Source organism: Micromonospora sp. NPDC049171 (genome assembly GCF_040648275.1).
In the GTDB taxonomy this organism is placed as follows: domain Bacteria; phylum Actinomycetota; class Actinomycetes; order Mycobacteriales; family Micromonosporaceae; genus Micromonospora.
In genome coordinates this window covers 110,507-137,126 of sequence record NZ_JBEZDJ010000005.1, presented here as the reverse complement: position 1 = coordinate 137,126, position 26,620 = coordinate 110,507, and the positions used below count along the sequence as shown (strand labels likewise).

General features: G+C 72.4%; 28 protein-coding genes. 12 read left to right on the top strand and 16 right to left on the bottom strand.

All coding sequences use genetic code 11. From position 1 onward, the window contains the following. Positions 1 to 51: 51 nt before the first annotated feature. Together AB0B14_RS08495 and pgsA are read right to left on the bottom strand one after the other, a co-directional pair. Positions 52 to 984 (bottom strand): phosphatidylinositol mannoside acyltransferase, encoded by a 933-nt coding sequence (locus tag AB0B14_RS08495; protein ID WP_357522003.1) that lies wholly within the window; start codon positions 982 to 984, stop codon positions 52 to 54. Between the two features lie 46 nt (positions 985 to 1,030). After that, on the bottom strand, positions 1,031 to 1,660 hold the full coding sequence (gene pgsA, locus AB0B14_RS08490; protein ID WP_357069139.1) for a phosphatidylinositol phosphate synthase: 630 nt from the start codon (positions 1,658 to 1,660) through the stop codon (positions 1,031 to 1,033). Positions 1,661 to 1,910: 250 nt separating this feature from the next. On the opposite strand from pgsA, the gene AB0B14_RS08485 reads away from it, so the two are divergent. Beyond that, a complete protein-coding gene (locus tag AB0B14_RS08485) occupies positions 1,911 to 4,067 on the top strand; it encodes an elongation factor G-like protein EF-G2 (protein ID WP_357522001.1) in 2,157 nt (718 codons plus the stop codon). Positions 4,068 to 4,416: 349 nt separating this feature from the next. On the opposite strand, the gene AB0B14_RS08480 is transcribed toward AB0B14_RS08485, so the two are convergent. After that, positions 4,417 to 5,475, bottom strand: a complete 1,059-nt coding sequence (locus AB0B14_RS08480) for an aldo/keto reductase (RefSeq protein ID WP_357521998.1) — start codon at positions 5,473 to 5,475, stop codon at positions 4,417 to 4,419. A gap of 98 nt (positions 5,476 to 5,573) precedes the next feature. Between AB0B14_RS08480 and AB0B14_RS08475 the strand changes: the two genes are divergently transcribed. Beyond that, complete coding sequence (locus AB0B14_RS08475) at positions 5,574 to 6,056, top strand: hypothetical protein (RefSeq protein WP_357521996.1); 483 nt, start codon at positions 5,574 to 5,576, stop codon at positions 6,054 to 6,056. 48 nt (positions 6,057 to 6,104) lie between these two features. On the opposite strand, the gene AB0B14_RS08470 is transcribed toward AB0B14_RS08475, so the two are convergent. After that, positions 6,105 to 6,617 carry an HIT domain-containing protein gene (locus AB0B14_RS08470; protein WP_357069442.1) on the bottom strand — a complete coding sequence of 171 codons (513 nt, stop codon included), beginning with the start codon at positions 6,615 to 6,617 and terminating at the stop codon, positions 6,105 to 6,107. A 177-nt stretch (positions 6,618 to 6,794) separates the two neighbouring features. Between AB0B14_RS08470 and AB0B14_RS08465 the strand changes: the two genes are divergently transcribed. After that, positions 6,795 to 7,523: a D-Ala-D-Ala carboxypeptidase family metallohydrolase gene (locus AB0B14_RS08465; protein ID WP_357521994.1), complete on the top strand. Its 729-nt coding sequence runs from the start codon at positions 6,795 to 6,797 to the stop codon at positions 7,521 to 7,523. A 147-nt stretch (positions 7,524 to 7,670) separates the two neighbouring features. Here the strand turns inward: AB0B14_RS08465 and thrS are convergent, their stop codons facing one another. Continuing rightward, the gene (thrS, locus tag AB0B14_RS08460; protein ID WP_357069130.1) at positions 7,671 to 9,680 is read right to left on the bottom strand and encodes a threonine--tRNA ligase; all 2,010 of its coding nucleotides are present in this window, start codon (positions 9,678 to 9,680) and stop codon (positions 7,671 to 7,673) included. Positions 9,681 to 9,869: 189 nt separating this feature from the next. Here thrS and AB0B14_RS08455 point away from each other — a divergent pair, with 189 nt between their 5' ends. After that, positions 9,870 to 10,856 (top strand): DUF1775 domain-containing protein, encoded by a 987-nt coding sequence (locus AB0B14_RS08455; protein WP_357069128.1) that lies wholly within the window; start codon positions 9,870 to 9,872, stop codon positions 10,854 to 10,856. A 192-nt stretch (positions 10,857 to 11,048) separates the two neighbouring features. Here AB0B14_RS08455 and AB0B14_RS08450 read toward each other — a convergent pair whose 3' ends face one another. Further along, positions 11,049 to 11,969 carry an ADP-ribosylglycohydrolase family protein gene (locus tag AB0B14_RS08450; RefSeq protein WP_357069126.1) on the bottom strand — a complete coding sequence of 307 codons (921 nt, stop codon included), beginning with the start codon at positions 11,967 to 11,969 and terminating at the stop codon, positions 11,049 to 11,051. 73 nt (positions 11,970 to 12,042) lie between these two features. On the opposite strand from AB0B14_RS08450, the gene AB0B14_RS08445 reads away from it, so the two are divergent. After that, complete coding sequence (locus AB0B14_RS08445) at positions 12,043 to 12,732, top strand: response regulator transcription factor (RefSeq protein ID WP_030489108.1); 690 nt, start codon at positions 12,043 to 12,045, stop codon at positions 12,730 to 12,732. Positions 12,733 to 12,761: 29 nt separating this feature from the next. Continuing rightward, on the top strand, positions 12,762 to 14,165 hold the full coding sequence (locus AB0B14_RS08440) for a HAMP domain-containing sensor histidine kinase (protein WP_357069124.1): 1,404 nt from the start codon (positions 12,762 to 12,764) through the stop codon (positions 14,163 to 14,165). A gap of 292 nt (positions 14,166 to 14,457) precedes the next feature. On the opposite strand, the gene AB0B14_RS08435 is transcribed toward AB0B14_RS08440, so the two are convergent. Next, a complete protein-coding gene (locus AB0B14_RS08435; RefSeq protein ID WP_357069122.1) occupies positions 14,458 to 15,480 on the bottom strand; it encodes an adenosine deaminase in 1,023 nt (340 codons plus the stop codon). Then, positions 15,477 to 16,271, bottom strand: coding sequence for a trans-aconitate 2-methyltransferase (locus tag AB0B14_RS08430; protein WP_357069120.1), 795 nt, complete (start codon positions 16,269 to 16,271; stop codon positions 15,477 to 15,479). Before AB0B14_RS08430 ends, AB0B14_RS08435 begins: the two co-directional genes overlap by 4 nt. Before the next feature lie 82 nt (positions 16,272 to 16,353). Between AB0B14_RS08430 and AB0B14_RS08425 the strand changes: the two genes are divergently transcribed. Together AB0B14_RS08425 and AB0B14_RS08420 are read left to right on the top strand one after the other, a co-directional pair. Then, complete coding sequence (locus AB0B14_RS08425) at positions 16,354 to 17,337, top strand: aldo/keto reductase (RefSeq protein WP_357069118.1); 984 nt, start codon at positions 16,354 to 16,356, stop codon at positions 17,335 to 17,337. Positions 17,338 to 17,425: 88 nt separating this feature from the next. Then, positions 17,426 to 17,620, top strand: coding sequence for a hypothetical protein (locus tag AB0B14_RS08420; RefSeq protein ID WP_357069116.1), 195 nt, complete (start codon positions 17,426 to 17,428; stop codon positions 17,618 to 17,620). 123 nt (positions 17,621 to 17,743) lie between these two features. On the opposite strand, the gene AB0B14_RS08415 is transcribed toward AB0B14_RS08420, so the two are convergent. From AB0B14_RS08415 to AB0B14_RS08385, 7 genes are all read right to left on the bottom strand, one after another. Further along, positions 17,744 to 17,947 (bottom strand): cold-shock protein, encoded by a 204-nt coding sequence (locus AB0B14_RS08415; RefSeq protein ID WP_030338233.1) that lies wholly within the window; start codon positions 17,945 to 17,947, stop codon positions 17,744 to 17,746. Between the two features lie 287 nt (positions 17,948 to 18,234). Continuing rightward, the gene (locus tag AB0B14_RS08410) at positions 18,235 to 18,507 is read right to left on the bottom strand and encodes a DUF4235 domain-containing protein (protein ID WP_357069113.1); all 273 of its coding nucleotides are present in this window, start codon (positions 18,505 to 18,507) and stop codon (positions 18,235 to 18,237) included. Then, on the bottom strand, positions 18,504 to 18,878 hold the full coding sequence (locus tag AB0B14_RS08405; protein WP_357521992.1) for a DUF3618 domain-containing protein: 375 nt from the start codon (positions 18,876 to 18,878) through the stop codon (positions 18,504 to 18,506). The genes AB0B14_RS08410 and AB0B14_RS08405 overlap by 4 nt, the downstream gene beginning before the upstream one ends. After that, positions 18,875 to 19,309, bottom strand: a complete 435-nt coding sequence (locus AB0B14_RS08400; protein WP_357069109.1) for a phage holin family protein — start codon at positions 19,307 to 19,309, stop codon at positions 18,875 to 18,877. The genes AB0B14_RS08405 and AB0B14_RS08400 overlap by 4 nt, the downstream gene beginning before the upstream one ends. Before the next feature lie 254 nt (positions 19,310 to 19,563). Next, positions 19,564 to 20,745: a mechanosensitive ion channel family protein gene (locus AB0B14_RS08395; protein WP_357069107.1), complete on the bottom strand. Its 1,182-nt coding sequence runs from the start codon at positions 20,743 to 20,745 to the stop codon at positions 19,564 to 19,566. A gap of 83 nt (positions 20,746 to 20,828) precedes the next feature. Next, positions 20,829 to 21,650 carry a DUF1206 domain-containing protein gene (locus AB0B14_RS08390; protein WP_357069105.1) on the bottom strand — a complete coding sequence of 274 codons (822 nt, stop codon included), beginning with the start codon at positions 21,648 to 21,650 and terminating at the stop codon, positions 20,829 to 20,831. Positions 21,651 to 21,710: 60 nt separating this feature from the next. Then, positions 21,711 to 22,076 (bottom strand): hypothetical protein, encoded by a 366-nt coding sequence (locus tag AB0B14_RS08385; RefSeq protein WP_357069103.1) that lies wholly within the window; start codon positions 22,074 to 22,076, stop codon positions 21,711 to 21,713. A 96-nt stretch (positions 22,077 to 22,172) separates the two neighbouring features. Here AB0B14_RS08385 and AB0B14_RS08380 point away from each other — a divergent pair, with 96 nt between their 5' ends. Next, a complete protein-coding gene (locus tag AB0B14_RS08380) occupies positions 22,173 to 23,399 on the top strand; it encodes a cysteine desulfurase-like protein (RefSeq protein WP_357069101.1) in 1,227 nt (408 codons plus the stop codon). After that, a complete protein-coding gene (locus AB0B14_RS08375) occupies positions 23,396 to 23,683 on the top strand; it encodes a GNAT family N-acetyltransferase (RefSeq protein WP_357069099.1) in 288 nt (95 codons plus the stop codon). The genes AB0B14_RS08380 and AB0B14_RS08375 overlap by 4 nt, the downstream gene beginning before the upstream one ends. 9 nt (positions 23,684 to 23,692) lie before the next feature. Here AB0B14_RS08375 and AB0B14_RS08370 read toward each other — a convergent pair whose 3' ends face one another. Next, a complete protein-coding gene (locus AB0B14_RS08370) occupies positions 23,693 to 25,183 on the bottom strand; it encodes a glycoside hydrolase family 3 N-terminal domain-containing protein (protein WP_357521990.1) in 1,491 nt (496 codons plus the stop codon). Positions 25,184 to 25,399: 216 nt separating this feature from the next. On the opposite strand from AB0B14_RS08370, the gene AB0B14_RS08365 reads away from it, so the two are divergent. Together AB0B14_RS08365 and AB0B14_RS08360 are read left to right on the top strand one after the other, a co-directional pair. Next, a complete protein-coding gene (locus AB0B14_RS08365) occupies positions 25,400 to 25,525 on the top strand; it encodes a hypothetical protein (protein WP_255421242.1) in 126 nt (41 codons plus the stop codon). Between the two features lie 88 nt (positions 25,526 to 25,613). Then, the gene (locus AB0B14_RS08360) at positions 25,614 to 26,564 is read left to right on the top strand and encodes a TIGR03557 family F420-dependent LLM class oxidoreductase (protein ID WP_357069094.1); all 951 of its coding nucleotides are present in this window, start codon (positions 25,614 to 25,616) and stop codon (positions 26,562 to 26,564) included. Positions 26,565 to 26,620 lie beyond the last annotated feature (56 nt).

Genomic DNA, 26,620 nt, shown 5'->3' with positions numbered 1-26,620 from the left:
CGCCTCCCGCCCACGACCGCGGAACACCGTCCCACCGTGCCCCCCACCTCCTCAGGCCCGATCGGGGGCCGACGAGGGCAGCGCCGTGCCGTCCCCCGACCCCCGCTGGTCCAGCCACATCCGCTGCAACATGTGCCAGTCTTCCGGATGCCGGGCGATGCCCGCCGCCAGACCGTCGGCGATCAGCTGGGTCAGCGACCGGACCCGCTGGTCAAGGGGCCCCGCCTCGGGCCCCGGCACCGGCAGCGGGCCGGCGAGCGACGCACACGCCGCATCCGATTCGTACCACATCGAGGCCACGTAGAGCGGCGCACCGGTCTGCAGGGCGAGCAGCGCCGGCCCGCCCGGCATGCGGGTCTTCCCGCCGAAGAAGTCCACCTCCACGCCGCGGGCGGAGAGATCCCGGTCGGCCAGCAACGGCACCACCGCACCGGCACGTAGGCGTTCCAGCAGCACGTCGAACGCCGGACGCGGCCCGCCGTGGGTCGGCAGGATCTCCATCCCCAGACCCGCCCGGAAGGCCATGAAACGCTTGTACACGCCGTCCGGTTTGAGCCGTTCCATCACCGTGGTGATCGGCCAGCCGTTGGTCGCCACCCAGGCGCCCGCAGCGTCCCAGTTACCGGCGTGCGGCAGCGCCACCACGGCGCCCCGGCCGGCGGCCACGTCGGCGGCGAGCAACTCCGCGCCGTCGATTCGGAAGCCGGCCATGATCTGCGCCCGGCTCAACGCGGGCAGCCGGAACGCCTCCATCCAGTACCTGGCGTACGAGCGGAGCCCGCGCTTGACGAGATCGTCCAGCTCGGCCTCGGGCAGCTCCGGCCCGACCACCCGGCGCAGGTTCGCGCGCAGTCGGGCCGTACTCCCGCCGGGGCGGCGGTGGGCGCGGTCGGCGCCCGCCTGGAACGCCGCCGCCACCAGCGGCCGGGGTAGCGCGCGGACCACCCGCCACCCGGCGACGTAGCCCAGCTCGGTGAGGTTCACGCGGCCCGGCCGCCGGTCGTCCGGCGCCGGGCCGTCGACGGGCCGCTCACGCCTGGCCGTCCGGCTGGAGCTGCTGGGCCTGGCGGTAGACGTGCGCCATCCGCTGCCCCACCGTGAAGATCGACACCGCGGCGAGCAGCCAGAGTGCGATCTCCAGGGCATGATCGACACCGACGCCGGTGAGGATCCCGCCGACCCCGACGATGAGCAGCCGCTCGGTGCGTTCGGCGATGCCCACGTTGCAGGTCATGCCGAGCCCCTCGGCGCGGGCCTTGACGTAGGAGACGAGGCCACCGACGGCCAGGCAGACCAGCGCGGCGGCCACCCCGGAGTGGTCACCCTGGGTGGCCAGCCAGTACGCGACCGCGCCGAAGACGGCGCTGTCGGCGACCCGGTCCATGCTTGAGTCGAGGAACGCGCCGAACTTGGTGGAGCCGCCGCTCATCCGGGCCATCGTCCCGTCGAGCAGGTCGGTGAGCGCGAAAAGGGTCACGATCAACGCGCCCGCGACCAGATGGCCGCGGGCACCGAAGCCGAGCGCGCCGACGAGCACACCAACGGTGCCCGCGACGGTGACGGCATTGGGGGTTACGCCCGCGCGCAGCAGGGCACGGGCGATCGGCTCGACGACGCGGGTCATCCCCGCGCGGGCCGACACTTGGAAGATCTTCGCCATGGCGGTCCCCACGATAACGGTCCGCCCAGGTCCGCCGATACGGCCGCCCCTCCGACCCGCCCGGGAGAAGCTTGTGCCTACCCGACAACGGGTGTGAGATCGAGCCGGAGGGTGAGCCAGCTCACCCGTCCGCCCGTCCCGTTCCCGTTGTCCAGCAGACCACCGGAGGATACTGCCGCGCACTCGCCCCGGGCCGCTTCCACCTCGCGCGGCAGTCGCCACCCACCACCGGCTGAGGGAGGTGCGCCCCATGGCGCAGAAAAGTCAGGAGAAGGGTTCCACCGGCGGCACGCCGGTGGTGACCGAACCCGAACGGGTTCGCAACGTGGTGCTCGTCGGGCACTCCGGAGCGGGCAAGACGACACTTGTCGAGGCCCTGCTCGCGGCCACCGGCACGATCGGCCGGGCCGGCGCCGTGGTCGACGGCACCACGGTCGGCGACCACGACCCCGCGGCGGTCCGCCAACAGCGCTCGGTGAGCCTGTCCTGCGCACCGCTGCTGCACAACGGCATCAAGGTCAACCTGCTGGACACCCCCGGGTACGCCGACTTCGTCGGTGAGCTGCGCGCCGGGCTGCGGGCCGCCGACGCCGCGCTCTTCGTCGTCTCCGCGGCGGGCGGCATGGACGCGGCCACCGTCGCCCTGTGGGAGGAGTGCGCGGCGGTCGACCTGCCCCGCGCGGTCGCGGTGTCCCGCCTGGATCAGCCCCGCGCCGACGTCGACGAGACGGTAGCGCTCTGCCAACGCCTCTTCGGCGACAACGTGATGCCCCTCTACCTGCCGATGCTCGGCGACGACGGGGTGTCCACCGAGGGTCTGCTCGGCCTGATCACCCGCCGGGTCTTCGACTACTCCGCCGGGCTGCCCGCCGACGTCCGCGATCCCGACCCGGAGCACCAGCGGGCCATCGACGAGTCCCGCGACGAGCTGATCGAGGGGATCATCGCCGAGAGCGAGGACGAGACCCTCATGGACCGCTACCTCGACGGTGAGGAGATCAGCGACGAGGTGCTCATCGACGACCTGGAGAAGGCCGTCGCCCGGGGGCACTTCTACCCGGTGGTGCCGGTCTGTGCCGAGACCGGGGTCGGGCTGGACGTGCTGCTGGAGGTGCTGACGGCCGCGTTCCCGTCGCCGCTGGAGCACGAGCTGCCGGCGGTCACCGGCGTGGACGGCTCGCCCCGCCCGCCGCTGACCTGCGACCCGGACGGGCCGCTCGTCGCCGAGGTCGTCAAGACCACCGTCGACCGGCACGTCGGGCGGGTCTCCCTGGTCCGGGTCTTCTCCGGCACGCTGCGCCCCGAACAGACCGTGCACATCTGCGGGCACGGGATGGCCGAACGCGGCCACCCCGACCACGACGCCGACGAGCGGGTCGGGCACATCTACACGCCGCTGGGCGCCACCCTGCGGGAGGTGCCGTTCTGCGTGGCCGGCGACATCTGCGCGATCACCAAGTCGGGCACCGCCGAGACCGGCGACACCATCGCGGCCAAGGACGACCCGCTACTGATCGCCCCCTGGGAGATGCCGGAACCGCTGCTGCCGGTGGCGGTCGTCGCCCGCAGCCGCGCCGACGAGGACGCCCTGGCCCGCAACCTGGCCCGGCTGGTCGCCGGTGACCCCACCCTGCGGCTGGAGCGCAACCCGGAGACCCACCAGCTGGTGCTCTGGTGCATGGGCGAGGCGCACGCCGACGTGGTGCTCGACCGACTGCGCGTCGGCGGCGTCGAGCTGGACACCGAGCCGGTCAAGGTGTCGCTGCGCGAGACGCTGACGGTGCCCGCGAAGGGGCACGGCCGGCACGTGAAGCAGTCCGGCGGGCACGGCCAGTACGCGGTCTGCGACATCGAGGTCGAGCCCCTGCCCCAGGGCAGCGGCTTCGAGTTCGTCGACCGGGTCGTCGGCGGCGCGGTGCCGCACAACTACATCCCGTCGGTGGAGAAGGGCGTCCGCGCCCAACTCGAGCGCGGCCTGGTCGCCGGCCACCCGGTGGTGGACCTGCGGGTGACCCTGGTCGACGGCAAGGCGCACAGCGTCGACTCCTCCGACGCGGCCTTCCAGACCGCCGGCGCGCTGGCCCTACGCGACGCCGCCGACCGTGGTCAGCCGGCGCTGCTGGAGCCGATCGACGAGGTCACCATCCGGGTATCGGACGGCTCGGTGGGCGCCGTGCTGGGCGATCTGTCCGGCCGCCGTGGCCGGGTGCTCGGCACCGAACCGGACCCGGACACCGAGGGCCGCACCCTCGTCCGTGCCGAGGTGCCGGCCACCGAGCTGCTGCGTTACGCCGTCGAGCTGTGCTCCATGACTGCCGGCACCGGCACCTTCCGCCGCCACTTCGTGCGCCACGACACCATGCCCGCGCACCTGGCCGACCAGATCCGCAAGGAACAAACCCCGTAACCCCGGCCGTCCCGGGCCCTTTGCTCTGCTTCACTCGACGCGACGAGAACAGCGTCATGGTTGTCGCACTCGTCGAAGCAGAGCAAAGGGCGAACAACTACCCCGGCCAACCCAACTCCCCAGCGCACCTGATCGACGACCCCGACCCTGAGCCCCCGACCCGACCCGACCCGGCTCGGGCCCGGCCCGACCCGACTCGCGCGTCGATCATGGAGTTGCGGTGGGCAGAAGATGCTAGTTATGCCTGATTCAAGGGGAACCACAACTCCATGATCGACACTGACTAGCGGCGCAGTGCGGGCATGGACGGGCATGGGGCGGTCGGGCATGGGCGGGGTGGGGGGTTTGGTCAGGGGTGGATGGTGGGGTGCGTGGAAGAGGGCCGGTGGGGGCGGTCGGCGTCGCGGAGGGCTGCGGTGCGCAGGGCCGCCAGTTGGCGTTCCACCTCGACGAACTGGTCCGCCGGCAACGGGCCCCGGTGCAGCGCGGCGGCGTTCTCCTCGACCTGGGCCACCGTACGGCAGCCGGGGATCGGGATGGTGCGACCGCTGCGGGCCCAGATCCAGCCCAGCGCCCCCTGGGCGAGGGTACGCCCGTCGGCGGTGAGCGCGGCGCGAACCGCGCCGACCCGGCGCAGCCACTCTGGCGCCGGCCGGCCACCACGGAACCATTCCAACCAGCCGGGGGCCAATCCGCGTACGTCGTCGTGGGGCAGCACCGACCCGGCCGAGTACTTGCCGGTGAGCAGCCCCATCCCCAGCGGGCCTCGGTTGACGCTGGCCAGGTCGTACTTGTCGCAGACGGCGAGCAGCTCCGGGGCGTCCCGCAGCACCGACAGGGTGTGCTGCACCGCGGTGGCGCCGGCCGCGGCGTGACCGAACGCGGTGGCCCGGTCGGGGCGGTCGGTGCTCCATCCATACGCCCGGATCAGGCCCTCGGCGACCAGGTCCTCGCAGGTCCCGATCAGTGCCTGCGCCCGCGGCACCGACAGGTCGGCCAGGTGCAGCTGGTAGAGGTCGATCCGGTCGGTGCCGAGCCGACGCAGGGAAGCCGTCACGGCCCTGCGCAGGTACGCGGGCGACGCGTCCTCGCCGGTGGCCTGCCGGCTGGCCTCGTCGAAGGTGTAACCCCACTTGGTGGCGATCACGGCGTCGTCGCGGCGGCCGGCGAGCGCTCGGCCGAGCACCCGCTCACCGTGCCCGGCACCGTACGTGTCGGCGGTGTCGAAGAGGGTGATGCCCAGATCGAGCGCCCGGCGTACCGCCCGCACCGACTCGTCGTCGTCGACCGCGCCCCAGCCCAGCGGTTGGGCGCCCTCTGCCCAGGGGCCGCCGATCGCCCAGCACCCCATGCCGAGGGCGCTGACCTCGATGCCGCTGCGCCCCAACGTCCGTGTCGTGACTGCCATCGGCCGATCGTGCCACCTCGGGAGGGCCGGGGCGTAGCAGATCCGGCGGCGGACACGCGGGTGCCCGGCGACGGTCGGGGTGCGGCATGATCGGCGCCATGCGACGGCTGGGTGTGGATATCGGCGGCGTGCTCATCGAGCCGGCCGACGACGACGCGGACACGTCGTTCTTCGGCGCGCACTACCTGCGTACCCCCGCCGTCGCCGGGGCGTTCGACGCGCTCGCCGCGCTCGGTCCGGCGTTCGACGAGGTGCACCTGGTGTCCACGTGCGGCGCGTCCACCGAGCGGCGCACCCGGGAGTGGCTGGCCCACCACGACTTTCCGGCGCGCACCGGCATCGGAGTGCAGCGGGTGCACTTCTGCCGCACCCGACCGGACAAGGCACCGATCGCCCGGCGACTCGGGCTGACCCACTTCGTGGACGACAAGCTGGAGGTGCTCGGCTATCTCGACTCGGTGCCGCACCGCTTCCTGTTCCGGCCCCGGCCGGCGGAGGTCGCCGCACACGTCGCGCTGCTGCCCCGCGTACACCGGGTGGAGACCTGGCCGGAGCTGACCACGCTGCTGCGCGCCGACTAGCAGGCCCGGCGCGGACGCCCGCGCGGTCGGACGCCGCACGGCCGGCGGTCAGGACGCCCAGGCGCGGGCGAGCAGGTCGCGGGTGTCGCCGAGCAGTTGCGGCAGGACCTTCGTGCGGCCGATCACCGGCATGAAGTTGGCGTCGCCGCCCCACCGGGGCACCACGTGTTGGTGCAGGTGCGCGGCGATGCCGGCGCCGGCCACGCCGCCCTGGTTCATGCCCAGGTTGAAGCCGTGCGCGTTGCTCACCTTGCGGATCACCCGCATCGCGGTCTGGGTGTACGACGCCAGCTCGGTCGTCTCCGGGACGTCGAGGTCGGTGTAGTCGGCGACGTGCCGGTAGGGGCAGACCAGCAGGTGCCCGGGATTGTACGGATAGAGGTTGAGCACCACGAAGACGTGCTCACCGCGGGCCACCACCAGGCTCTCCTCCGGCGGCAGGTTGGGTGCCCGGCAGAAGGGGCAGCCGGTGGGCTTCTCGTAGCCCTCGGCCGGGCGGTCCTCGCCGGATATGTAGGTCATCCGGTGTGGCGTCCAGAGCCGATCGAGGCCGTCCGCCATGCCGCCGATGTCCGTGTGCCGTTCCGCCCCTGTCACGAGCCGATCCTACGGAGCCGCCCGGTCGGGCCGCGACACCCGCCGTCGGGAAAACTCGTTGCCGCACATTCTTGACGGATGATCGCCAAAGCCTGAAAGATCCATCCATCTACAAGCATGCATGCATCGATGGAGGGCTTCATGATCCAACGGCTCGGCCGGCTCCTCGCGGCACTTGCGCTGACGGCCGCCACCACAGTGGCCGGCGTCACCCTCACCGCCGGTGCGGCTCAGGCGGACGGTTGCTACACCTGGGGTCGAGCCCTGTCCCAGGGAGCGTCCGGCGAAGACGTCCGGCAACTCCAGATCCGGATGGCCGGCTACCCCGGCTACGGTGCCGTGCTCACCATCGACGGCGCGTTCGGCCCGGCCACCCGTTCGGCGGTGATCCGCTTCCAGCAGGCGTACGGCCTGTCCGCGGACGGCATCGCCGGCGCGCAGACGTTCAACCGGCTCTACGCCCTGCAGGACGACGACTGCACGCCGGCCAACTTCAGCTACGCCGAGTTGAACAAGTGCAACAGCGACTGGTCCGGTGGCGCGGTCGCGGCGAGCACCGCGCGGGCCAACGCGCTCGTCTCGATGTGGAAACTCCAGGCCCTGCGGCACGCCCTCGGTGACGTGCCCATCTCGATCAGCAGCAGCTTCCGCAGTTACGCCTGCAACAGCGCGGTCGGCGGGGCGTCGAACAGCCGGCACCTGTACGGAGACGCGGTGGACCTGGTCGGGTCACCGTCGTTCTGCCGACTGGCGCAGCAGGCCCGCTACCACGGCTTCGGACAGATCCTCGGCCCCGGCTACCCGGACCACAACGACCACACCCACGTCGCAGCGGTCGGGGGCTGGTCGGCGCCGAACTGCGGCATCTGACCCGCCGCCGCCGGGCGCCACCGCCGGGCAAAGATCGCGCTCGAACATGGAAGTAGTGGCCTCCCACACGAGGGAGGCCACTACTTCCTGGATCGAGCACGATCAAGCGGCAGGGCCACGCACGACCGCGACGAGCCGGCGCGGGTGTTACTCCGCGGCGGCCGAGGGGCCGACGTTGCTGCGGGAGCTGACCACGTCCAGGACGTGGGTCACCGCCTCGGCGATCGGCACCCCGTTGCGCTGGGAGCCGTCGCGGTAGCGGAAGGACACCGTGCCGGCGGCCACGTCGTCGTCACCGGCGATCACCATGAACGGGATCTTCTGCTGTTGGGCCGTACGGATCTTCTTCTGCATCCGGTCGTCACCCGCGTCCACCTGGGCCCGGATGCCCTCGGCGCGCAGTGCCGCGACGAAGCCGTGCAGATAGTCGGTGTGGTCCTCACGGATCGGGATGCCCACCACCTGCACCGGCGCCAGCCAGGCCGGGAACGCGCCCGCGTAGTGCTCGGTGAGCACCCCGAAGAACCGCTCGATCGACCCGAACAGCGCCCGGTGGATCATCACGGGCCGTTGCCGGCTGCCGTCGGCCGCCTGGTACTCCAGGCCGAACCGCTCCGGCTGGTTGAAGTCGACCTGAAGGGTGGACAACTGCCACGTCCGGCCGATCGCGTCCCGCGCCTGCACGGAGATCTTCGGCCCGTAGAACGCCGCGCCGCCCGGGTCGGGCACCAGGTCCAGGCCGGAGGTCTCGGCGGCGGTGCGCAGCGCCTCGGTGGCCTCCGCCCAGTCCTCCGCGGCGCCGATGAACTTGGGCGAGTCGTCCCGGGTCGACAACTCCAGGTAGAAGTCGTCCAGGCCGTAGTCGCGCAGCAGGTCGAGCACGAAGCTGAGCAGCGTGGACAACTCGTCGGCCATCTGCTCACGGGTGCAGTAGATGTGCGAGTCGTCCTGGGTCAGGCCACGCACCCGGGTCAGGCCGTGCATCACACCGGACTTCTCGTACCGGTAGACGGTGCCGAACTCGAACATCCGCAGCGGCAGCTCCCGGTACGACCGCCCGCGCGCCCTGAAGATCAGGTTGTGCATCGGGCAGTTCATCGCCTTGAGGTAGTAGTCCGCGCCCTCCAACTGCATGGGCGGGAACATGGTGTCCGCGTAGTACGGCAGGTGACCGGAGGTGTGGAACAGCTGCGCCTTGGTGATGTGCGGGCTGTTGACGAACTCGTACCCCGCCTCCTCGTGCCGCCGCCGCGAGTAGTGCTCCATCTCGCGGCGGATGATGCCGCCCTTGGGGTGGAAGACCGCAAGGCCCGAGCCGATCTCGTCGGGAAAACTGAACAGGTCCAGGTCCGCGCCGAGCTTGCGGTGGTCGCGCCGGGCGGCCTCCTCCAACAGCTTCAGGTACGCCTTGAGCTCGTCTCGGGTCGGCCACGCGGTGCCGTACACCCGCTGTAGTTGGGGGTTCTTCTCCGACCCGCGCCAGTACGCGGCGGCCGAGCGCATCAACTTGAACGCGCCGATCAGGCGGGTGGTCGGCAGGTGGGGCCCCCGGCACAGGTCCGACCAGCAGACCTTGTCCTCCTTGGCGTCGAGGTTGTCGTAGATGGTCAGCTCGCCGCCGCCCACCTCCATCACCTCGTCGGTGTCCAGGCCCTCGCCCTTGACCTCGATCAACTCCAGCTTGAACGGCTCGTCGGCCAGCTCGGCGCGCGCCTCGTCCAGGCTGCCGAAGCGGCGGCGACGGAACCGCTGCCCGGACTTGATGATCTCCTGCATGCGCTTCTCGAGCTTGCTGAGGTCATCGGGCTGGAACGGCTTGTCGACGTCGAAGTCGTAGTAGAAGCCGTTCTCGATGGGCGGCCCGATGCCCAGCTTGGCCTCGGGGAAGATGTCCTGCACAGCCTGGGCGAGCACGTGCGCGGTGGAGTGGCGCAGCACGGTGAGCCCGTCCGGCGAGTCCAGGCTGACCGGCTCGACGACGGTCTCCTCGGTCGGCGCCCAGTCCAGGTCGCGCAGCTGACCCTGCGGGTCGCGGACCACGACGATCGCCTTGGGGCCGTTCGCGGGCAGTCCGGCCGCGGCCACCGCGTCGGCCGCCGTGGTCCCGGCGGCGACGACGACGGGGTCGGCCACGGCGGGGGTACGGGGTGCGGACACGGTGACTCCTCCAAGCGGTACGAAACGGTGCCGATCCTCGGCTCCTGCCGATGCTATCGGTCCACCCACCCACGGTCGGGAACGGCACCTTCCTGTCGGTTGGCGTTGAACCTTTCGTGCCCCGGAGCCGAACTAGAGGGTGTGGTCGGAAACCGGTGCCGGTCGCGTCGACAGGGATGGGGGCACAAGATGACGAGCACGCACGGCGGTGGACGTCGGCGGCGGATCGGGGCGGTGACCGCGCTCGCCGCGGCCGGGTTGCTGCTCTGGCCCGGTACGGCGCAGGCCGTGGACGTGACGACCACCCCGACCGAGGCACGGCAGGGCGACGCCGTACGTCTGGAGTTCACCGTGCCGGAGGAGCGGGCCGGCACGAGGACCAACCAGATCGAGGTGCGGTTGCCCGCCGACGCGCCGATCGCCGAGGTCTACCCGATGTCGGTGAACGGTTGGGCACCCAAGATCAGCTCGCGCACGCTGGACAAGCCGGTGGCCGGTATCCACTCCTCCGGGGTGAGCACGGTGACCACGGCGGTGACCTGGGTCCGGGTCGGCGAGAGCGACCCCGGGCCGGCCCGGCTGGCGCTGTCCATGGGCCCGCTGCCCCAGGCGGAGCGGCTCACCTTCGAGGTCGTCCAGACGTACGCCGATGGCACGGTGGTCCGGTGGGCCGACGCCGCAGGTCCGCACCGGGCCCCGGCGCTCAACCTGCTGCCGGCGGCACCCGGTGCGGCGGGTCCGGCCGCCCACGGCGGGCACGGCGGCCCGGCCGCCGGCGCGCCAGCCGCGGACGGCGGTGTCGACGCCCCGGCCGCCGATGCGGGCGGCGCCGACGAGGAGTCCGGCAACGCCGACGGGATGCTGGCCGCCGGCCTGCTGGCCGGGCTGGGCGGCGGTGCGGCGATCGGCTGGCTGGTCAGCCGGTGGCGCCGACGCGACCCGGCCGAGGCCGCCGCGCTCGCCGAGGTCACCGGCGGCCCGGACGAGGACGAGGCCGCCACCCTCGCCGAGATCACCGGCCGCGCGGACGACACCGCGACGCCCGCCAAGAAGACCAGCCGCGCGAACGAGCCGGCGACCCCCACCACGATCACCAGCCGCGTGAACGACACCGCGACGCCGGCCGACCGCCAGCCCGCCGATCCTCAGCCCGCCGTTCCCGCAGCATCGAGGTGATCCACTCGGGTTCCCGGAAACCGTGGCATCCAGGCCGCACGGACAGCCCGATGTGGCGCTGATCCACTCGGCTTTCCGGAAACCGTGGCATCCGAGCCGCGCGGAGGCCCCGACTTGCGGGAAGCCGAGTTGACCTTGGGGCAGGGCGTCCAGCGCAGCACGGCTAGCACGGGCACAGGGCCGCCCGGGTGGTCAGGCTGCCCAGGTGGGTAGCGGTTCGCGGGCGGACAGCCACGACTCGGGTACGCCGCCGGGGGTGCCGACACCCGTGTACGCCGCCACGATCGCTCCGGCGATGGCGGCGGTGGTGTCCAGGTCACCGCCGGCCTGGACGCACCTCTGGATCGTCGCCGGGTAGTCGTCGAGGTGGGTGGCGGCAACCCAGAGGGTGAAACCGACGGTGTCCTGGGCGGTCACCCGGGAGCCGTTGCCGAGTTCGGCCACCACCCGATCCAGTGGCCGGCCGAGCAGCCCCGCTGCCCGGCTCACACTCCGGTGCACCTCGGTGCCCGGGTCCAGCGCGGCGGCGATCCCGGCGAGCAGTCGTTCCGGGGCCGGCCGATGGCCGTCGAGCCGGGCCCGGGCGGCCAGCGCGGCGGCGACGGCCACCGCGACCGCACCGGCGATTCCCTCCGGATGCGCGTGCGTCACCTCGGCCGAGGCGCGGGCCTGCGCCGCGGCACGCGCGGTCGAGTCGGCGAAGTACGCGCCAAGCGGGCCGACCCGCATCGCCGCGCCGTTGCCGCAGGAGCCCTGGCCGTCGAAGGCGGAGGCGGCGGCCAGCGGCCACGGGGTGCCGGTGCGGATCAGCCGCAGGATCGTCATCGCGCCAACGCCGTAGCCCCGGCGCGGAGAACACCGCCCGGCGAAGGCCAGGGCCAGCCGGTCGGGGTTGATGCCGCCGGAGTGGGCCAGTTCGGCGAGGACCGAGCAGGCCATCTCGGTGTCGTCGGTCCACTCCCAGGGGGCCGGCGGCAGTGCGCCCCCGGCGAGATCCGGGGGCCCAGCCCTCGGCAGGAAGAACTGTGCGCCGAGCGCGTCGCCGGTGGAGAGACCGGCGAGGCTGTCCCGGGCGAGCGCCAGGCGGGCATCGGCGAACAGGGTGAACGACATCGTCGTACCAGCTTGCCCCCTCGCCAGGCACGTCGCAACGCGATCAACTTGCCAGGCCAAGTACGGTCTTGTCGTGGCCTCCGTGCTCCTGGTCGAAGACGATCACGTCGTACGCGGTGCGATGCTGCGGTCCCTCACCGACCGGGGGCATGCCGTGCACGCCGTGGGTACGGCGTTGGACGCGTTGCGCCGGGTCGCCGCGGAGACACCCGACCTGGTGGTGCTCGACCTGGGCCTGCCGGACCTGGACGGCTCGGACGCGCTGCGGATGCTGCGCGGCATCACCGACGTCCCGATCATCATCGCGACCGCGCGGGACGACGAGCAGTCGGTGGTCAAGCTGCTGCGTGCCGGCGCGGACGACTACATGGTCAAGCCGTTCACCGGGGCGCACCTGGACGCGCGGATCACCACCGTGCTGCGCCGGGCCGGACGGGCCAGTCGGACGGTGCAGCCGGCGGTGCACAGCGTCGGCGGGCTCCGGGTGGACGTGGGCGAGCGCAGCGCCCAACTCGACGGGGAGCCGCTGGCGCTGACCCGTAAGGAATTCGACCTGCTGGCGTATCTCGCCGCACGACCCGGGCGGGTAGTGTCCCGCCGGGAACTCTTGGAGGAGGTATGGCGGCAGCCATCGGTCGGCGAGGATCAGACCATCGACGTTCACCTGTACTGGCTCCGCAGAAAGATGGGCGAGTCCGCGGCGAAGCCGCGCTACCTGCGCACCGTGCGGGGGGTCGGGTTCCGGCTGGTGGCACCGGACTGAGGACGGCGCTGGCCCTGCTCACGGCCGGCATGTGCAGCCTCGTCGCGCTCGCGTTCCTGATTCCCCTCGGGCTCAGCCTGCGGGAGCAGAGCCGGGACAAGGCGATCGCCGACGCGGCCCGGCGCAGCGCGCTGGTGACCGGCGCGCTGGCGGTGAGCACCGACCCGGCGGTGGTCGAGCGGGCCGTGGTGGCGAGCGCCGAGGGCGCTCCGACCCGGCCGGTCGTACACGGCCTGGGGCTGGACGAGTCCGCTGGTCAGGCCAGCGGCGCCGACCTGGACCGGGCCCGTGCCGACCGGCGGTCGCTGGTCGTCGACGTGGACGGGGGCGTGGTCCGGCTCGACCCGGTCGTCCTCGGTGACCGCACGGCCGTGGTCGAGGTGTTCCTGCCGGACTCGACGCTGGGCGAGGGTGCCGGCGGCACCTGGCTGCTGCTGTTCGCGGTCGGGGCGGCGATGGCCGGCGCGGCGGTGCTGGTGGTCGACCGGGTCGCCGCCCGCGCGGTGGACTCGACCCGAGGTCTGGTCAAGGCCGCGCTGTCCATCGGCGACGGCGACGTGGGCGTACGGATCGAGCCGACCGGTCCCCGTGAGCTGGCCGAGGCCGGGTACGCCTTCAACCGGATGGCCGACCGGCTGGACGCGGCCCGCACCGACGAGCGGGAGTTGGTGGCCGACCTGTCGCATCGTCTGCGTACCCCGTTGACCGTGTTGCGGTTGGACGCGGAGGCGTTGGAGTCCGACGACACGAGCGTGGGTTCGTTCAGCCCGGCGGAGCTGGACCGGCTTCGCGGCATCCGGCGAATCCGACAGGCGATCGTCACCCTGGAGGGTGAGATCGACGTGTTGATCAAGACGACCCGCAAGTCGGTGGCGCACGAGGCCGGGCCGGCGATGTGCGACGTCAGCGAGGTGGTCCGGGATCGGATGGTGTTCTGGGCGGCCCTCGCCGGCGACCAGAACCGGCCGCACCGGGTCAACGGCGCGCAACTGCGCATCCCCGCGCCGGTGCCCCGGGCCGAGCTGGCCGCCGCGCTGGACGCGGTGATCGGCAACGTCTTCCGCTACACCCCGCAGGGCACCGCGTTCGAGGTGGCGGTGTCCCGGCGCGACGGTTACGTGGCGATCCGGATCGACGACGCCGGTCCCGGCATCGCCAACCCGGACCGGGCGCTGCGCCGGGGCGCCAGCGACCAGGGCTCGACAGGGCTCGGCCTGGACATCGCCAAGCGGGTGGCGTTGCAGGCCAACGGGTCGGTGAGCATCGACCGCGCCCGGCTGGGCGGGGCCAGCGTGGTGATGTTGCTCGCCGATCCGGAGGCGACGCCGCGGCAGGTCAGCCGATTCGGTCTGGTCGGGCGGATGGCCCGCGACGCCCGGGACACGAAGGCCGCCGGCCGTCGGTGGCCGCGCCAGCGTCCCACCGACGACTGACCGGGTTGTGGGCCGTCGCAAGTCTTCCTTAGATCGCGGTTAACGATCGGGCTGGACCGGTCGCCGACTGACAGGATCAGAGCAGGAACCCACCAGTTTCACCGGCCGAGCGGACACGCGCCCACGGCAGGTGAAGCCGCGCGCGCGGCGGGAGTCACAGGTCCCCCCACACCCACGCTCCCGCCGCGCGCCCTGCTCCCCACGCGATCGCACCGCGCCGGGCCCGACGGGCTACCGCCGTCGCCGGGCCCGACGGGCTCAGCCGGCGCCGGGCCCGACGGGCTCAGCCGGCTCAGCCGGCGGCGGCGAGGTACGCGTCGATCTCGGCCGCGATCCGCTGCTTGCCGGCCGGGTCGAGGAAGGACACGGCCACCGCGTTGCGGGCCAGCCCGGCCAGCCCTTCGGCGCCGACGCCGAGCAGGCGGGCCGCCACCGCGTACTCGTCGTTGAGGGTCGTGCCGAACATCGGCGGGTCGTCGGAGTTGATGGTGACCAGGAGCCCGGCCTCGACCAGCCGGGGCAGCGGGTGCTCGTCGAGGGTGGCCACCGCCCGCGTCCGGATGTTCGACGTCGGGCAGATCTCCATGCCGATCTGCCGCTCGGCCAGGTACCTGAGCAGCTCCGGGTCCTGGGCGGCGGAGATGCCGTGCCCGATGCGCTCGGCGCCCAGCTCGTTGAGCGCGTCCCAGATCGTCTGCGGCCCGGTGGTCTCCCCCGCGTGCGGCACCGAGTGCAGCCCGGCGGCGCGGGCCTGGTCGAAGTAGGGCCGGAACTGCGGCCGGGGTACGCCGATCTCCGGGCCACCCAGACCGAAGCTGACCAGCCCCTCCGGGCGCTCCTCCAGCGCGATGCGCAGCGTCTCCTCCGCCGCGGGCAGGCCCGCCTCGCCGGGGATGTCGAAGCACCACCGCAGGTCGAGGCCGAAGTCGGCCAGGGCGCGCTTGCGGGCGTCCTCGATCGCCTCGCAGAACGCCGGCGCGGGGATGCCCCGACGCACGTGCGAGTACGGGGTGATGGTCAGCTCCGCGTACCGGACCTGCTGGCGGGCCAACTCCCGGGCCACCTCGTGGGTGAGGAGCCAGACGTCCTCCGGGTCGCGGATGAGGTCCACCACGCTGAGGTACACCTCGACGAAGTGCGCGAAGTCGCGGAACTCGAAGTAGCTGGCGAGCGCCTGCGGGTCGGCCGGCACGGGGGTGCGGCCCTCGTGGCGGGCGGCCAGCTCGGCGACGATCCGGGGCGAGGCGGAGCCGACGTGGTGCACGTGCAGCTCCACCTTCGGCAGGCCGGCGATGAAGGCGGGCAGGTCGGTCACGGGCTCTCCTCTGCACGGTCGCCGGTGCGGGCGACGACGAAGACACGGCGGAACGGGAAGTACACCTGACCCTGCCGCACGGGGTAGGCGGCGCTGAGGCGTACCCCCAGCTCGGCCCGGAAGGCCGACCAGCCGGCGTCGTCCAGCGCGGCCCGGACCGGGCGCAGCGCCGTGCCCTCCATCCAGGCCAGCACCGGGTGCTCCCCGGCGGGGCGGGCGGGCAGCAGGTGCACGTAGGTAGTCTCCCAGGCGTCCACCGCGCAGCCGGCGGCGGCCAGCAGCGCCGCGTAGTCGGCCGGGTCGTCGACCGGGTCGGCGCGCAGCAGCGGGGCGACGTCGGCCCGCCAGGTCGGCTGGTCGGCGACCGCCCGCAACGCGCGGTGCGATGCGGCGGCGAAGTTGCCGGGGACCTGCATGGCGAGCCACGCCCCGGCGGGCAGCTGGGCGGCCCAGCGGCGCAGCAGCTCCTGGTGCCCGGGCACCCACTGGAGTGCGGCGTTGCTGACCACCACGTCCTCGTCGCCGGTCGGTTGCCAGTCGCGCAGGTCGGCGACGGCGAAGTCGACGGGAGCGCCGAGGGCGGCGGCCTGGTCGATCATCTCGGGCGAGGAGTCGAGGCCGCGCACCCGGCTCGTCGGCCAGCGCTCGGCGAGGGTGGCGGTGAGCTGGCCGGGGCCGCAGCCGAGGTCGACCACCGCCCGGGGGTGCTCGGCCGGGATCCGCGCGACCAGGTCGTGAAACGGCCGGGATCGTTGGTCGCCGTAGCGCAGGTAGGTCGTCGGGTCCCACATCACTGCCTCCCAAACCGTACGTCCGTCTTGCAACGGTACGGCTCGCCTGGCAGCGGGGCAACCCGATCACTAGGCTCGGGGCATGGAACAGCGCAGCTTCAACCGGCTCGGCCGGACCGTCGGGGCAGTCGGCCTGGGCGCCTGGCAACTCGGTGCGGACTGGGGCACCGTCAGCGAGGACGACGCGATGGCGGTGCTCACCGCCGCCGTGGACTCCGGGGTCACCTTCCTCGACACCGCCGACGTGTACGGCGACGGTCGCAGCGAGCAGCTGATCGGCCGCTTCCTGCGGTCCCGGCCGGACGCCGGGTTGACCGTCGCCACCAAGATGGGTCGCCGCGTCGAGCAGCGGCCAGAGGCGTACACCCTGGACAACTTCCGGCAGTGGACCGACCGGTCCCGGGCCAACCTCGGCATGGACACCCTGGACCTGGTCCAGCTGCACTGCCCGCCCACCGAGGTCTTCTCCTCCGACGAGGTCTTCGACGGCCTGGACACCCTCGTCGCCGAGAAGGCCATCGCCGGGTACGGGGTCAGCGTCGAGACCTGCGACCAGGCCCTCACCGCCATCGCCAGACCGGGGGTGGCCAGCGTGCAGATCATCCTCAACGCGGTCCGGCACAAGCCGCTCGAGCGTGTCCTGCCGGCGGCCGCGGCGGCCGGGGTGGGCATCATCGCCCGGGTGCCACTGGCCAGTGGCCTGCTCTCCGGCCGCTACGACGAGCACACCGAGTTCCCCGCCGACGACCACCGCAACTACAACCGGCACGGCGCGGCCTTCGACGTCGGGGAGACGTTCTCCGGAGTCGACTACGAGCGGGGCCTGGCCGCCGTACGCCGGCTGGCCCCGCTCGTCGACGCGGACCGCACGATGGCGCAGTTCGCACTGCGCTGGGTGCTGGACCAGGCGGGCGTCACAGTCGTCATCCCCGGGGCCCGCGACGCCGACCAGGCCCGGCGCAACGCCGCGACGGCGGCCCTCTCGCCGCTCACCGACGGCCAGTTGACCGCCGTAGGCGAGATCTACGACGAGCTGATCCGCCCGCAGGTGCACGACCGGTGGTGACTCGCGCACCCGGTGTGCTCGCGTCGCGCCGCCCGGCCGGCGATGCTGGAGGGCGGCGTGCCGCACCCGGCGGCGGAGAGGGGACGCGATGAGGGGCTGGCTTGCGCTCACGCTCGGCCTGTTGGCCGTCGTGATCGGTGCGGTGTGGACGGTGCAGGGCCTCGGCTACGTCAGCGGCAGCGTCATGACCGACGAGAAGATCTGGGCGGTGCTCGGCCCGCTCGTGGCGCTGGCCGGGCTGGTCGTGCTCTGGTTCGGCCTGCGCTCACGCCGCCGCAACTGACCCGCCGGTCCACACTGGCGCCCGACCCCGCCATGAGCGAAGCCCCGCATCCCGGACGGGATACGGGGCTTCGCATCGACCCTGGCCGGGTCATCCCACTGGCCGGCGAGCCGGCCGTCTCACTCAGATGGGACGGACCTGCTCGGCCTGCGGGCCCTTCTGACCCTGTGCAATCTCGAACTCCACCCGCTGGTTCTCCTCCAGCGAGCGGTAGCCGCTGGTCTGGATGGCCGAGAAGTGGACGAACACGTCAGCACCCCCACCATCGACGGTGATGAAGCCGAAGCCCTTGTCAGCGTTGAACCACTTCACGGTTCCCTGAGCCATGTGTATCTCCTTCTAACAACTGGTGGCCGTGCACGCCGTGCGGCCAATTGGCCGTTTTCGAGCAGCGGCGTCTGAGGCGGCCCCACGAAGGAGACTTCTCTCAACCCACGCCATCTCGCAACAGCGTGGACCAGCAAATCACGTACGCAAAAAGTCTGTCACGACCCCTGGAACGAATTTCTCCGACATGTGACCTGACGGATGCCTGAGATCCGCTGGGCGGCGTCCGATGTCATGCGAAAGCCCCCTTCCCATCGATGCGGGGAGGGGGCTGAAGTCGCCGGCGATCAGTCTGGCCAACTGCCGGTCATCCGTCGGACGCCGACCGCGCCACCGCGGTCCACAGCAGCCCGGACCACGGCGAAGATGGCGCCCTGCAACGCCGCGGCGGCCAGCACCTCACCCCAGCCGCGATCCTCGTCCGTCGCGCTGGGCGCCTCACCGTCGCCCGCGGTGACCTTCCAGACCTGCCGGAAGATCGCACCCGCCACCGTGCCCGCGGCGATACCCAACAACACGCCGACCGGCCGGTACGCGACCCTACCGATGCTCTTGCTCACCTACGCCTCCCCCGCACGATCATCAGCACCACCACGGTGGCCACCGCACCGGCCGCGATGGCCGCCCACGGCACCGGGTTGCGGCGCACCAACTCACCCTTGTCATACGCCTGCGCGCGTACCAACCCACCCTTTTCGTAGGCCTGTGCCCGCGCCATCCCGACGCCCCGCACGGCCTGCCCGCGAACCCGGGCCACGGTCTGCGCCGCCTGCTCGCGCATCCGCTCCTTGGCCTGCTCGGCGGACTCCTTCAGGCGGGCCTTGACGTCGGCCTTGGCGGCCAACGCCTCCATCGTCTCGCCCAACTCGACCCGGGTGCGGCGGATCTCCTCGCGGAGGGCCTCCGTGTCGCCGGTCCCGTTGCCGGTCATTGCCGCCCCCTGTCCTTCACCGCGGCGGTGACGGTGTCCACGTCGGCCCGGAGGCTGCGGACCGTGGCCGCCGGCACCGGCGGGACGGCCCGACTGACCTGCTTCTTGCCCACCAGGGCGAGAACGCCGGCCACCAGGAAACAGGCCACCGCCACGATCAGCGCGGCGGCCCAGGCGGGCAGCACCAGGTCGAGCAGCAGGATCGCCGTGGCGACCAGGGCACCCAGGCCGAAGAACGCCAGCGCGCCGCCGCCGCCGAACAGGCCGATCCCGATGCCCGCGTGCTTGCCCTTCTGGGTCAACTCCGCCCGGGCCAGCGCCAGTTCGTCCCGAATGAGACGGGAGACCTGCTCGGTGGCCCGCTGCACCAACTCGGCGGTGGAGGGCTCGCTCCCGTTGTGGGATGTGCGGGCGTTCGCCACGTCAGCCATGCTGTCCTCCTTTCCCTATCACCGCGCTGTATGCCCGGAGTTGCCGCTCGTCAATCCTAAAACGCGGCGAGCGGCCCACCGTTCCCGTTGTCCGACGCCGCGCCGAAGGTTCGGCTTCCGGGCGATCACGCCAGAGAAGTCCGGCAGCACATCCCCCACCCAAGCCCAAACAAACCTCCCAACCCACCCCACCGAGCTGCTGATCATGAGGTTATTGCCCCGACACGCCGGGTGGGATGGCAATAACCTCATGATCAACGCTCTTCGGGGCCTACGAAGGCTTCGCTGCGGGCGTCGCCGTCGTCGCTGCCGCCGAAGACGCGGGCGTCGTCGGGCGCCTCGGTGTCGGACAGGCGGCGCGGCGGGCGGCGCGGCTGCACCCACTGCCAGGGCAGGTTGCTGTTGGCGTCGCCCAGCTCGGTACGCAGCCGGGGCATCACCGTCGGGCGGTTGTCCCGGATCCAGGCCACCAGGTGCTCGCGGACGAGGCAACGCAGGTCCCACAGACTGCCCGCGTCGGCGGCGCTGACCAGGGCACGCAGCCGCACCATCCCGCCGGTGGCGTCGGTGACCTGCAGGACGCAGACCCGCCCGTCCCACAGCTCGGTGCCCTCGACCAGGCGGCGCAGCTCCTCCCGCATGGTCTGCACCGGCACCGACCAGTCCACGTCGAACTCGGCGGTGCCGAGCACCGCCGACTCGGTCCGGGTCCAGTTCTGGAACGGCTTGCTGGTGAAGTACGAGGTGGGCAGGATCAACCGCCGGTCGTCCCAGATCTGCACCACGACGTAGCTGAGGGTCAGCTCCTCGATCCGACCCCACTCCCCCTCGACGACGACCACGTCGTCGAGCCGGACGGCGTCGCTGAAGGCGAGCTGAAGGCCGGCGAAGACGTTGCCGAGCAGACTCTGCGCGGCGAGCGCGGCCACCACACCGACCACACCGGCCGAGGTCAGCACACCGGCGCCGATGCCCCGCACGCTCGGGAAGGTCATCAGCATCACGCCGACGGTCAGGATGACGATCACCGCGATGGTCAGGCGACGCAGCATCACCACCTGGGTCCGGACCCGCCGGGCGTGCCGGTTGTCGGGCACGTCGACCCGGAACCGGGCCAGCGCGGTGTCCTCGACGACGACCAGCAGGGCGGCGACCAGCCAGGCGGTGGTGGCGATGACGGCCAGGATGAGCAGGTGCAGGAGCTGCCGGCGCCAGGTCTCGCCAACCGCGTACCCGGTGCTGAACCGGACGGCGAACTGCACGGCCAGGACCGTCCCGGCCACCTGGAACGGGCGGTGCGCGTGGTCGGTCAACTCGGTCAACAGCTGGGATCGGCGGCCGAACCGCCGGGTCAACCGGTGGACGACCTCGACCAGGAACAGGGCGACCGCCGCCGCGACCAGCGCGGCGACGGCCGTTTCGAGATAACTCTGCACGGTTTCGGTGCTTCCCTTCGACAGAGCGTCGGGCACTTCGGGCAAAAGCCCAAGAGTGCCCGACGTTCCTGGAATCGACCAGCTCAGACCTTGCGGTACCGGGACTGGAGGAAGCAGTAGACACCGAAGGCGGCGATGCCCAGGGCGACCAGGGTCAGCAGGAACACGCCGTACGACTGCTCGCGCAGCGCGTGCAGCGCGGCGTCCAGACCACGGGCCTTCTCCGGGTCGTAGTTCACCGCCGCCACGATGACCAGCAGACCGGCGATGCCGTACGCGACGCCCTTGGCGATGTAACCGGCCATGCCCAGCCGGCGGGCCAGCGTCCGGGTCTTGGCGCTCATCTCGCCGGTCTTCAGGTGCTTCTCGAACCGCTTGACGGCCCCGTAGATGACCAGGCCGACACCGATCGCGGCGAGCACCAGCCCGGCCAGGCCGACCAGCCAGCGGCCGCCGCTGGAGGTCATCAGTTTGCCGGTCAGGGCCTCCTGCTGGTCGGCGCTGTTCGAGCCGACATCCTTGAAGACCTTGAAGGCGGTCCAGGCGAAGTAGAGGTAGACGATGGTCCGGCCGGCCGAGGCGAGTCGCTCGATGACCCGTTCCCTGCCGCGCTCGGCGCGGTGCCCGACCGCCGCCTCCAGCGCCTGCCAGATCGCCATGGCGAGCAGGCCGACCGCGACGGCGATGACCAGGAACTTACCCAGGGGCTGTGCGGAGAGGGTACGCAGCGCGCCGGACTGGTCGCCGTCGTCGGACGACGTGCCGAACGCGATCTGCAACGCCAACCAGGCGAAGAGGAGGTGGACGATGCCGTAGCCGATGAAGCCGGCCCGGGCGAGAACTTCCAGCCACCGGCTGTCCGCCGTTCGGGAGGCGGTGGCTTCGGCGCTACGGGTAAGTGACATGCCGCCACAATCTCCGATTCTGGAGATCCCCAAACGTCTACCCGCCACCGCCCGCCCAGGTCAACTGCCCGGGTTGCGCGCCACGCGGATCTTGACCTGCTGGTCGGTGACGCTGTCCAGGGTGACGGCGAAGCCTCCAGCCTCGGCGGCCTGCTGCCCGGTGGTGAGGGTGAGCTGCTCACCGGCGACCTCGACGGTCACCTGGTCGCCCTCGGCGCCGACCAGCTTGGCCTCGACGCCCAGGATGGTGGCGCTCGCGTCGACACCCCGCTCGAAGGTGACGGTGCAGGCGTCCAGACCGCAGTCGGTGGAGGCGCCCTGCGAGCTGCAACCGGCGAGCACGGCGAGGCCGAGCGCCAGACCGGCGAACAGACCGGCGGCGCGGCGGGCGGGGGGCAGGGAGATGGTGGCGGGTCGGTTCGTCACCCCGCCAAGAGTACGAGACGTCCGCGACGCCCTCACCCGATGGTGATCCACCGCCGGCTGACCAGGGCACCAGGAGCACCGGCTAGGGTCCGGGACATGCCCTTCGACATCGCCCGCACCCGGGCCGCCTACCCCGCCCTGACCGAGGGTTTCGTGCACTTCGACGGGGCCGGTGGCACCCAGACCGCCGCCGGCGTGATCGACGCGGTCACCGACGCCATGCGGACGGCGGTCGGCAACCGCAGCGCCGCCAACGTGCCGGGTCGCCGGTCGTTGGAGCTGGTGGCCGAGGCCCGCGCGGCGGTGGCCGACCTGCTCGGCGCCGACCCGGCCGGGGTGGTGCTGGGCCCGAGTGCCACCGCGCTGACGTACACCCTGGCCCGCACGCTCGGCGCGACCTGGCGCCCGGGTGACGAGGTGGTGGTGTCCCGGCTCGACCACGACGCGAACGTCCGTCCGTGGGTGCAGGCCGCCGAGGCGGCCGGCGCGACCGTGCGCTGGGCCGAGGTCGACCGGCAGACCGGCGAGCTGCCCGCGGCCCAGTACACCGACCTGGTCGGTGAGCGCACCCGGCTCGTCGCGGTGACCGCCGGCAGCAACGCCATCGGCACCATGCCGGACGTGCCGGCGATCGCCAAGATCGCCCACGCGGTCGGCGCGCTGGTCTGCGTCGACGGGGTGCACTCGGTCCCGCACGGGCCGACCGACCTGAGCGCGCTCGGTGCCGACGTGCTGGTCACCAGCGCGTACAAGTGGTCCGGGCCGCACCTGGCGGCGATGGTGGCCGACCCGGCCCGCTGGGCGGCGCTGCGCCCGGCGAAGCTGGTGCCGTCCTCCGACGCGGTGCCGGACCGGTTCGAGTACGGCACGCCGAGCTTCCCGCTCCTGGCCGGTGTGACCGCGGCGGTGGACCACCTGGCGGGCCTGGACCCGGACGCGGTCGGCGACCGGCGTACGCGGCTGCGGGCCGGGCTGGCCGCCGCCCAGGCGCACGAGGAGGCGCTGCTGGATCGGCTGCTCGCCGGGCTGGTACGGCGGCCGGCGATCACCGTGTACGGCTCGCCGGCCCGGCGCTGCCCGACTGTCTCGTTCCGGGTCGCCGGGATGTCGCCGGCGGCCACCCAGGAGGCGTTGGGCGCCGCCGGGTTCTGCCTGTCCGTCGGCGACTACTACGCCTACGAGTACTTCCAGCTGATGGGTCTGCGCGACAGCGGCGGCGCGGTGCGGGCCAGCATCTACCACTACAACACCACCGACGAGGTGGACCGCTTGCTCACCGAACTGGACGCGCTGGTCGACGGCGCGGGGAGAATGGCCGGATGAGCACCCTGGTCGAGGACAACCCGGCGAAGCACCGCTTCGAGATCCTGGTGGACGACGCGCTGGCCGGCTTCACCGCGTACCTGATGCGGGGGGAGGTCCTGGTCTTCACGCACACGGAGGTGGACCGGGGCTTCCAGGGCAAGGGGGTGGGCGGGGCGTTGATCCGGGGCACCCTGGACCAGGTCCGGGCACGCGGCACCACAGTGGTGCCGCAGTGCCCCTTCATGGCCGCGTTCATCGAGAAGCACCCGGAGTACGCCGACCTGGTGGCCGACCTTCCGTAGGCGGGCCGGTCAGCGGGCGCCGGTCAGCACCTCGGCGGCGGCCCGTCCACTGGCCCGGGTGGCGCCGTGGGTGGCCAGGTGCACCGCTCCGGTGACCACCTCGGGCACGCCCAGCTCGACCACCACCGCGTCCGGTCGGGCGGCCAACGCGCGCCGCACGGCGTCGCGCATCCAGTCGTGCCGGTGCAGGTCCCGGACCACCAGCACCAGGGGACGCTCGCCCGCCCCGGCGCCCGGGTCGGCCGGCACGTCGGGTTCGGCGTAGCGGACGGTGCTCGTGCCGGGCAGCAGCTCGCCCAGCGGCGCGCCGATGCCCCACGGGGTCTCCGCGCCGATGGCGATGTTGCGCAGCGGCTCGAACTCGACGACGTACGCCGCCCGGGTCAACGGCAACGCGACCGTCGCGGCCCGGTCGGCGGTGACCCGGACGGCCCGGCGGGCGGCGACCAGCCCGACGTCGGCGGCGTCGCGGGCTCCGACCGAACCGGCCGTGCGGGCGGCCACCGTCCAGGCGGCGAGTTGACCGACGCGCTTGGCGGCCTCGGCGAGGCGTTCCTCGGGCAGTTCCCCGGAGACGACGGCGGCCACGATGGCGTCGCGCAGCTCCAGGGCCGACTGCTCGTCGGCCCGTTCGCCGCCGATGCAGATGGCGTCGGCACCGGCGGCGAGGGCGCGGACCGTCGCACCGGCGAAGCCGTACCGGTCGGCGACCGCGCGCATCTCCACCGCGTCGGTCACCACTACCCCGGAGAAGCCCATCTCGTCGCGGAGCAGCCCACCCAGGATGCGCTGACTCAGCGTGGCCGGCAGGTGCGGGTCGAGCGCGGGCACCAGCAGGTGGCCGGTCATCACCGCCTGCACTCCGGCCGCGACGGCGGCCCGGAACGGGACCAGCTCGCAGGTGTCCAGCCGGTCCCGGTCGGCGGTGATCCGGGGCAGGTCGAGGTGGGAGTCGACGCGGGTGTCGCCGTGCCCGGGGAAGTGCTTGGCGCAGGCCGCCACGCCACCGGCCTGGAGCCCGCGCACCCAGGCGGCGGTGTGCCGGGCGACCAGCGCCGGGTCGGCGCCGAACGAGCGGACACCGATCACCGGGTTCGCCGGATTGGAGTTGACGTCGGCGTCCGGTGCGTAGTTGAGGGTGACCCCCGCCGCGGCCAGCTCGACGCCGAGGTCCCGGGCGACCGCCTCGGTCAGCTCGGGGTCGTCGACCACGCCGAGGGCGAAGTTGCCGGGCCGGGAGCTGCCGTGGACCGACTCCAGTCGGGTGACGTCGCCGGCCTCCTCGTCGATCGCCACGATGACGTCCGGGCGTTCGGCGCGCAGTGTCGCGGTGAGAGCGGCCACCTGCTCGGGGTCGACGACGTTGCGGGCGAAGAGCACCACCGAGCCGAGGCCCGCACCGAGCCAGCGGCACACCCACGGTGGCGGGGTGGTGCCGACGAACCCGGGCTGGAGGACGGCGGCGGCGAGGGCCGGAAGGTGCCCGGTGGGTGTGCTCACGCCACCCCCTCCTGGCACTCGGCCTTGATCACCGGCGTCGGTGCACCCCCGTCGACCCGCTGGTTGCGCTCGCTCATGCGGCCCCCGTACCCCATCTCTCGCGCGCCCTCGGCGCACCGCCACCGGCAGGCGGTCATGCCATGGTCACACCGAGCGATTCAATAGTCAATAAACCTTACAGTTGCCCGACGGCCCGCTCGGCGGGAGAGTGCGGGGATGGACCCCGCCCTGCTGGCCGACGCGACGAGCCCGGCCGACATCCCCGGTGTACGCCTGCTCGGCCTGGTGGTCGGCGCCCTGCTGCTGCTCGCCGCGATCCGGGCGATGTTCGGTCGACGCTGAGCGCTTTCGGCTCTTCGAGCCGGGTGTGACCGACCCCGACCGGGGTACGGCTTTCCCATCAGCAGGTCCGCGCGCCGAAGGGAAAGCGATGAAGATCGGATACTTTCTGTCCAGTGAGGAGTTCACACCGGCCGAGCTGCTGGAACAGGCACGTGGTGCCGAACGGGCCGGCTTCGAGGCGCTGTGGATCTCCGACCACTACCACCCCTGGGTGGACGCACAGGGCCAGAGCCCCTTCGTCTGGTCGATGATCGGCGCGCTCAGCCAGGTCTGTTCGCTGCCGGTGACCACCGCGGTGACCTGCCCGACCGTGCGGATCCACCCGGCCGTGATCGCCCAGGCGGCGGCCACCAGCGCGGTGCTGCACGGCGGGCGTTTCGTGCTCGGCGTCGGCACCGGCGAGGCCCTCAACGAGCACATCTTCGGCGATGCCTGGCCGCAGGCCGACGTCCGGCTGGAGATGCTGGAGGAGGCCGTCGAGGTGCTGCGCGAGCTGTGGGGCGGCGGCTTCGTCAACCACCGCGGCAAGCACTACACCGTGGAGAACGCCCGGATCTACACGCTGCCCGACACGCCACCGTCGATCTACGTCTCCGGCTTCGGCCCGAAGGCCATCGACCTGGCCGCCCGGATCGGCGACGGCTACGTGAGCACCATGCCCGACGGCGACATGGTCCGGCGCTTCCGCGAGAACGGCGGCGGCGACAAGCCGTGCCAGGCCGGGTTCAAGGCGGCGTACGCCGACAGCGAGGACGAGGGCGTGCGCATCGCGTACGAGCGCTGGCCCAACGCCGGGGTGCCGGGCGAGTTGTCCCAGGTGCTCCCCTCACCGCGACACTTCGAGCAGGCCGCCGAGCTGGTCGAGCCGGAGATGGTGCAGAAGGCGTTCGTCTGCGGCAACAGCGTCGACGCCCACCTGGAGATGATCGACAAGTACGCCAAGGCCGGCTTCGACGAGGTCTACGTCGCCAACACCGGCCCGCACTACCAGGGCCTCTTCGACCTCTACCAGCGCGAGGTCCTGCCCAGGCTGCGCTGACCCGCGGATCACCGAGAGCCCATGATCGTCCGGATGCGTTTCGGCGGTCATGGGCT

Coding starts and splice junctions, on each gene's coding strand:
- AB0B14_RS08450 (WP_357069126.1), bottom strand. CDS start 11,969: ATGTCGTTCACCCTGTTCGCCGATGCCCGCCTGGCGCTCGCCCGGGAC.
- AB0B14_RS08465 (WP_357521994.1), top strand. CDS start 6,795: ATGATCCAACGGCTCGGCCGGCTCCTCGCGGCACTTGCGCTGACGGCC.
- AB0B14_RS08390 (WP_357069105.1), bottom strand. CDS start 21,650: ATGTCACTTACCCGTAGCGCCGAAGCCACCGCCTCCCGAACGGCGGAC.
- AB0B14_RS08405 (WP_357521992.1), bottom strand. CDS start 18,878: ATGACCGGCAACGGGACCGGCGACACGGAGGCCCTCCGCGAGGAGATC.
- AB0B14_RS08470 (WP_357069442.1), bottom strand. CDS start 6,617: ATGGCGGACGGCCTCGATCGGCTCTGGACGCCACACCGGATGACCTAC.
- AB0B14_RS08455 (WP_357069128.1), top strand. CDS start 9,870: ATGACGAGCACGCACGGCGGTGGACGTCGGCGGCGGATCGGGGCGGTG.
- AB0B14_RS08425 (WP_357069118.1), top strand. CDS start 16,354: ATGGAACAGCGCAGCTTCAACCGGCTCGGCCGGACCGTCGGGGCAGTC.
- AB0B14_RS08365 (WP_255421242.1), top strand. CDS start 25,400: ATGGACCCCGCCCTGCTGGCCGACGCGACGAGCCCGGCCGACATCCCC.
- AB0B14_RS08430 (WP_357069120.1), bottom strand. CDS start 16,271: ATGTGGGACCCGACGACCTACCTGCGCTACGGCGACCAACGATCCCGG.
- pgsA (WP_357069139.1), bottom strand. CDS start 1,660: ATGGCGAAGATCTTCCAAGTGTCGGCCCGCGCGGGGATGACCCGCGTC.
- AB0B14_RS08360 (WP_357069094.1), top strand. CDS start 25,614: ATGAAGATCGGATACTTTCTGTCCAGTGAGGAGTTCACACCGGCCGAG.
- AB0B14_RS08480 (WP_357521998.1), bottom strand. CDS start 5,475: ATGGCAGTCACGACACGGACGTTGGGGCGCAGCGGCATCGAGGTCAGC.
- AB0B14_RS08380 (WP_357069101.1), top strand. CDS start 22,173: ATGCCCTTCGACATCGCCCGCACCCGGGCCGCCTACCCCGCCCTGACC.
- AB0B14_RS08440 (WP_357069124.1), top strand. CDS start 12,762: ATGTGCAGCCTCGTCGCGCTCGCGTTCCTGATTCCCCTCGGGCTCAGC.
- AB0B14_RS08375 (WP_357069099.1), top strand. CDS start 23,396: ATGAGCACCCTGGTCGAGGACAACCCGGCGAAGCACCGCTTCGAGATC.
- AB0B14_RS08475 (WP_357521996.1), top strand. CDS start 5,574: ATGCGACGGCTGGGTGTGGATATCGGCGGCGTGCTCATCGAGCCGGCC.
- AB0B14_RS08415 (WP_030338233.1), bottom strand. CDS start 17,947: ATGGCTCAGGGAACCGTGAAGTGGTTCAACGCTGACAAGGGCTTCGGC.
- AB0B14_RS08420 (WP_357069116.1), top strand. CDS start 17,426: ATGAGGGGCTGGCTTGCGCTCACGCTCGGCCTGTTGGCCGTCGTGATC.
- AB0B14_RS08485 (WP_357522001.1), top strand. CDS start 1,911: ATGGCGCAGAAAAGTCAGGAGAAGGGTTCCACCGGCGGCACGCCGGTG.
- AB0B14_RS08400 (WP_357069109.1), bottom strand. CDS start 19,309: ATGGCTGACGTGGCGAACGCCCGCACATCCCACAACGGGAGCGAGCCC.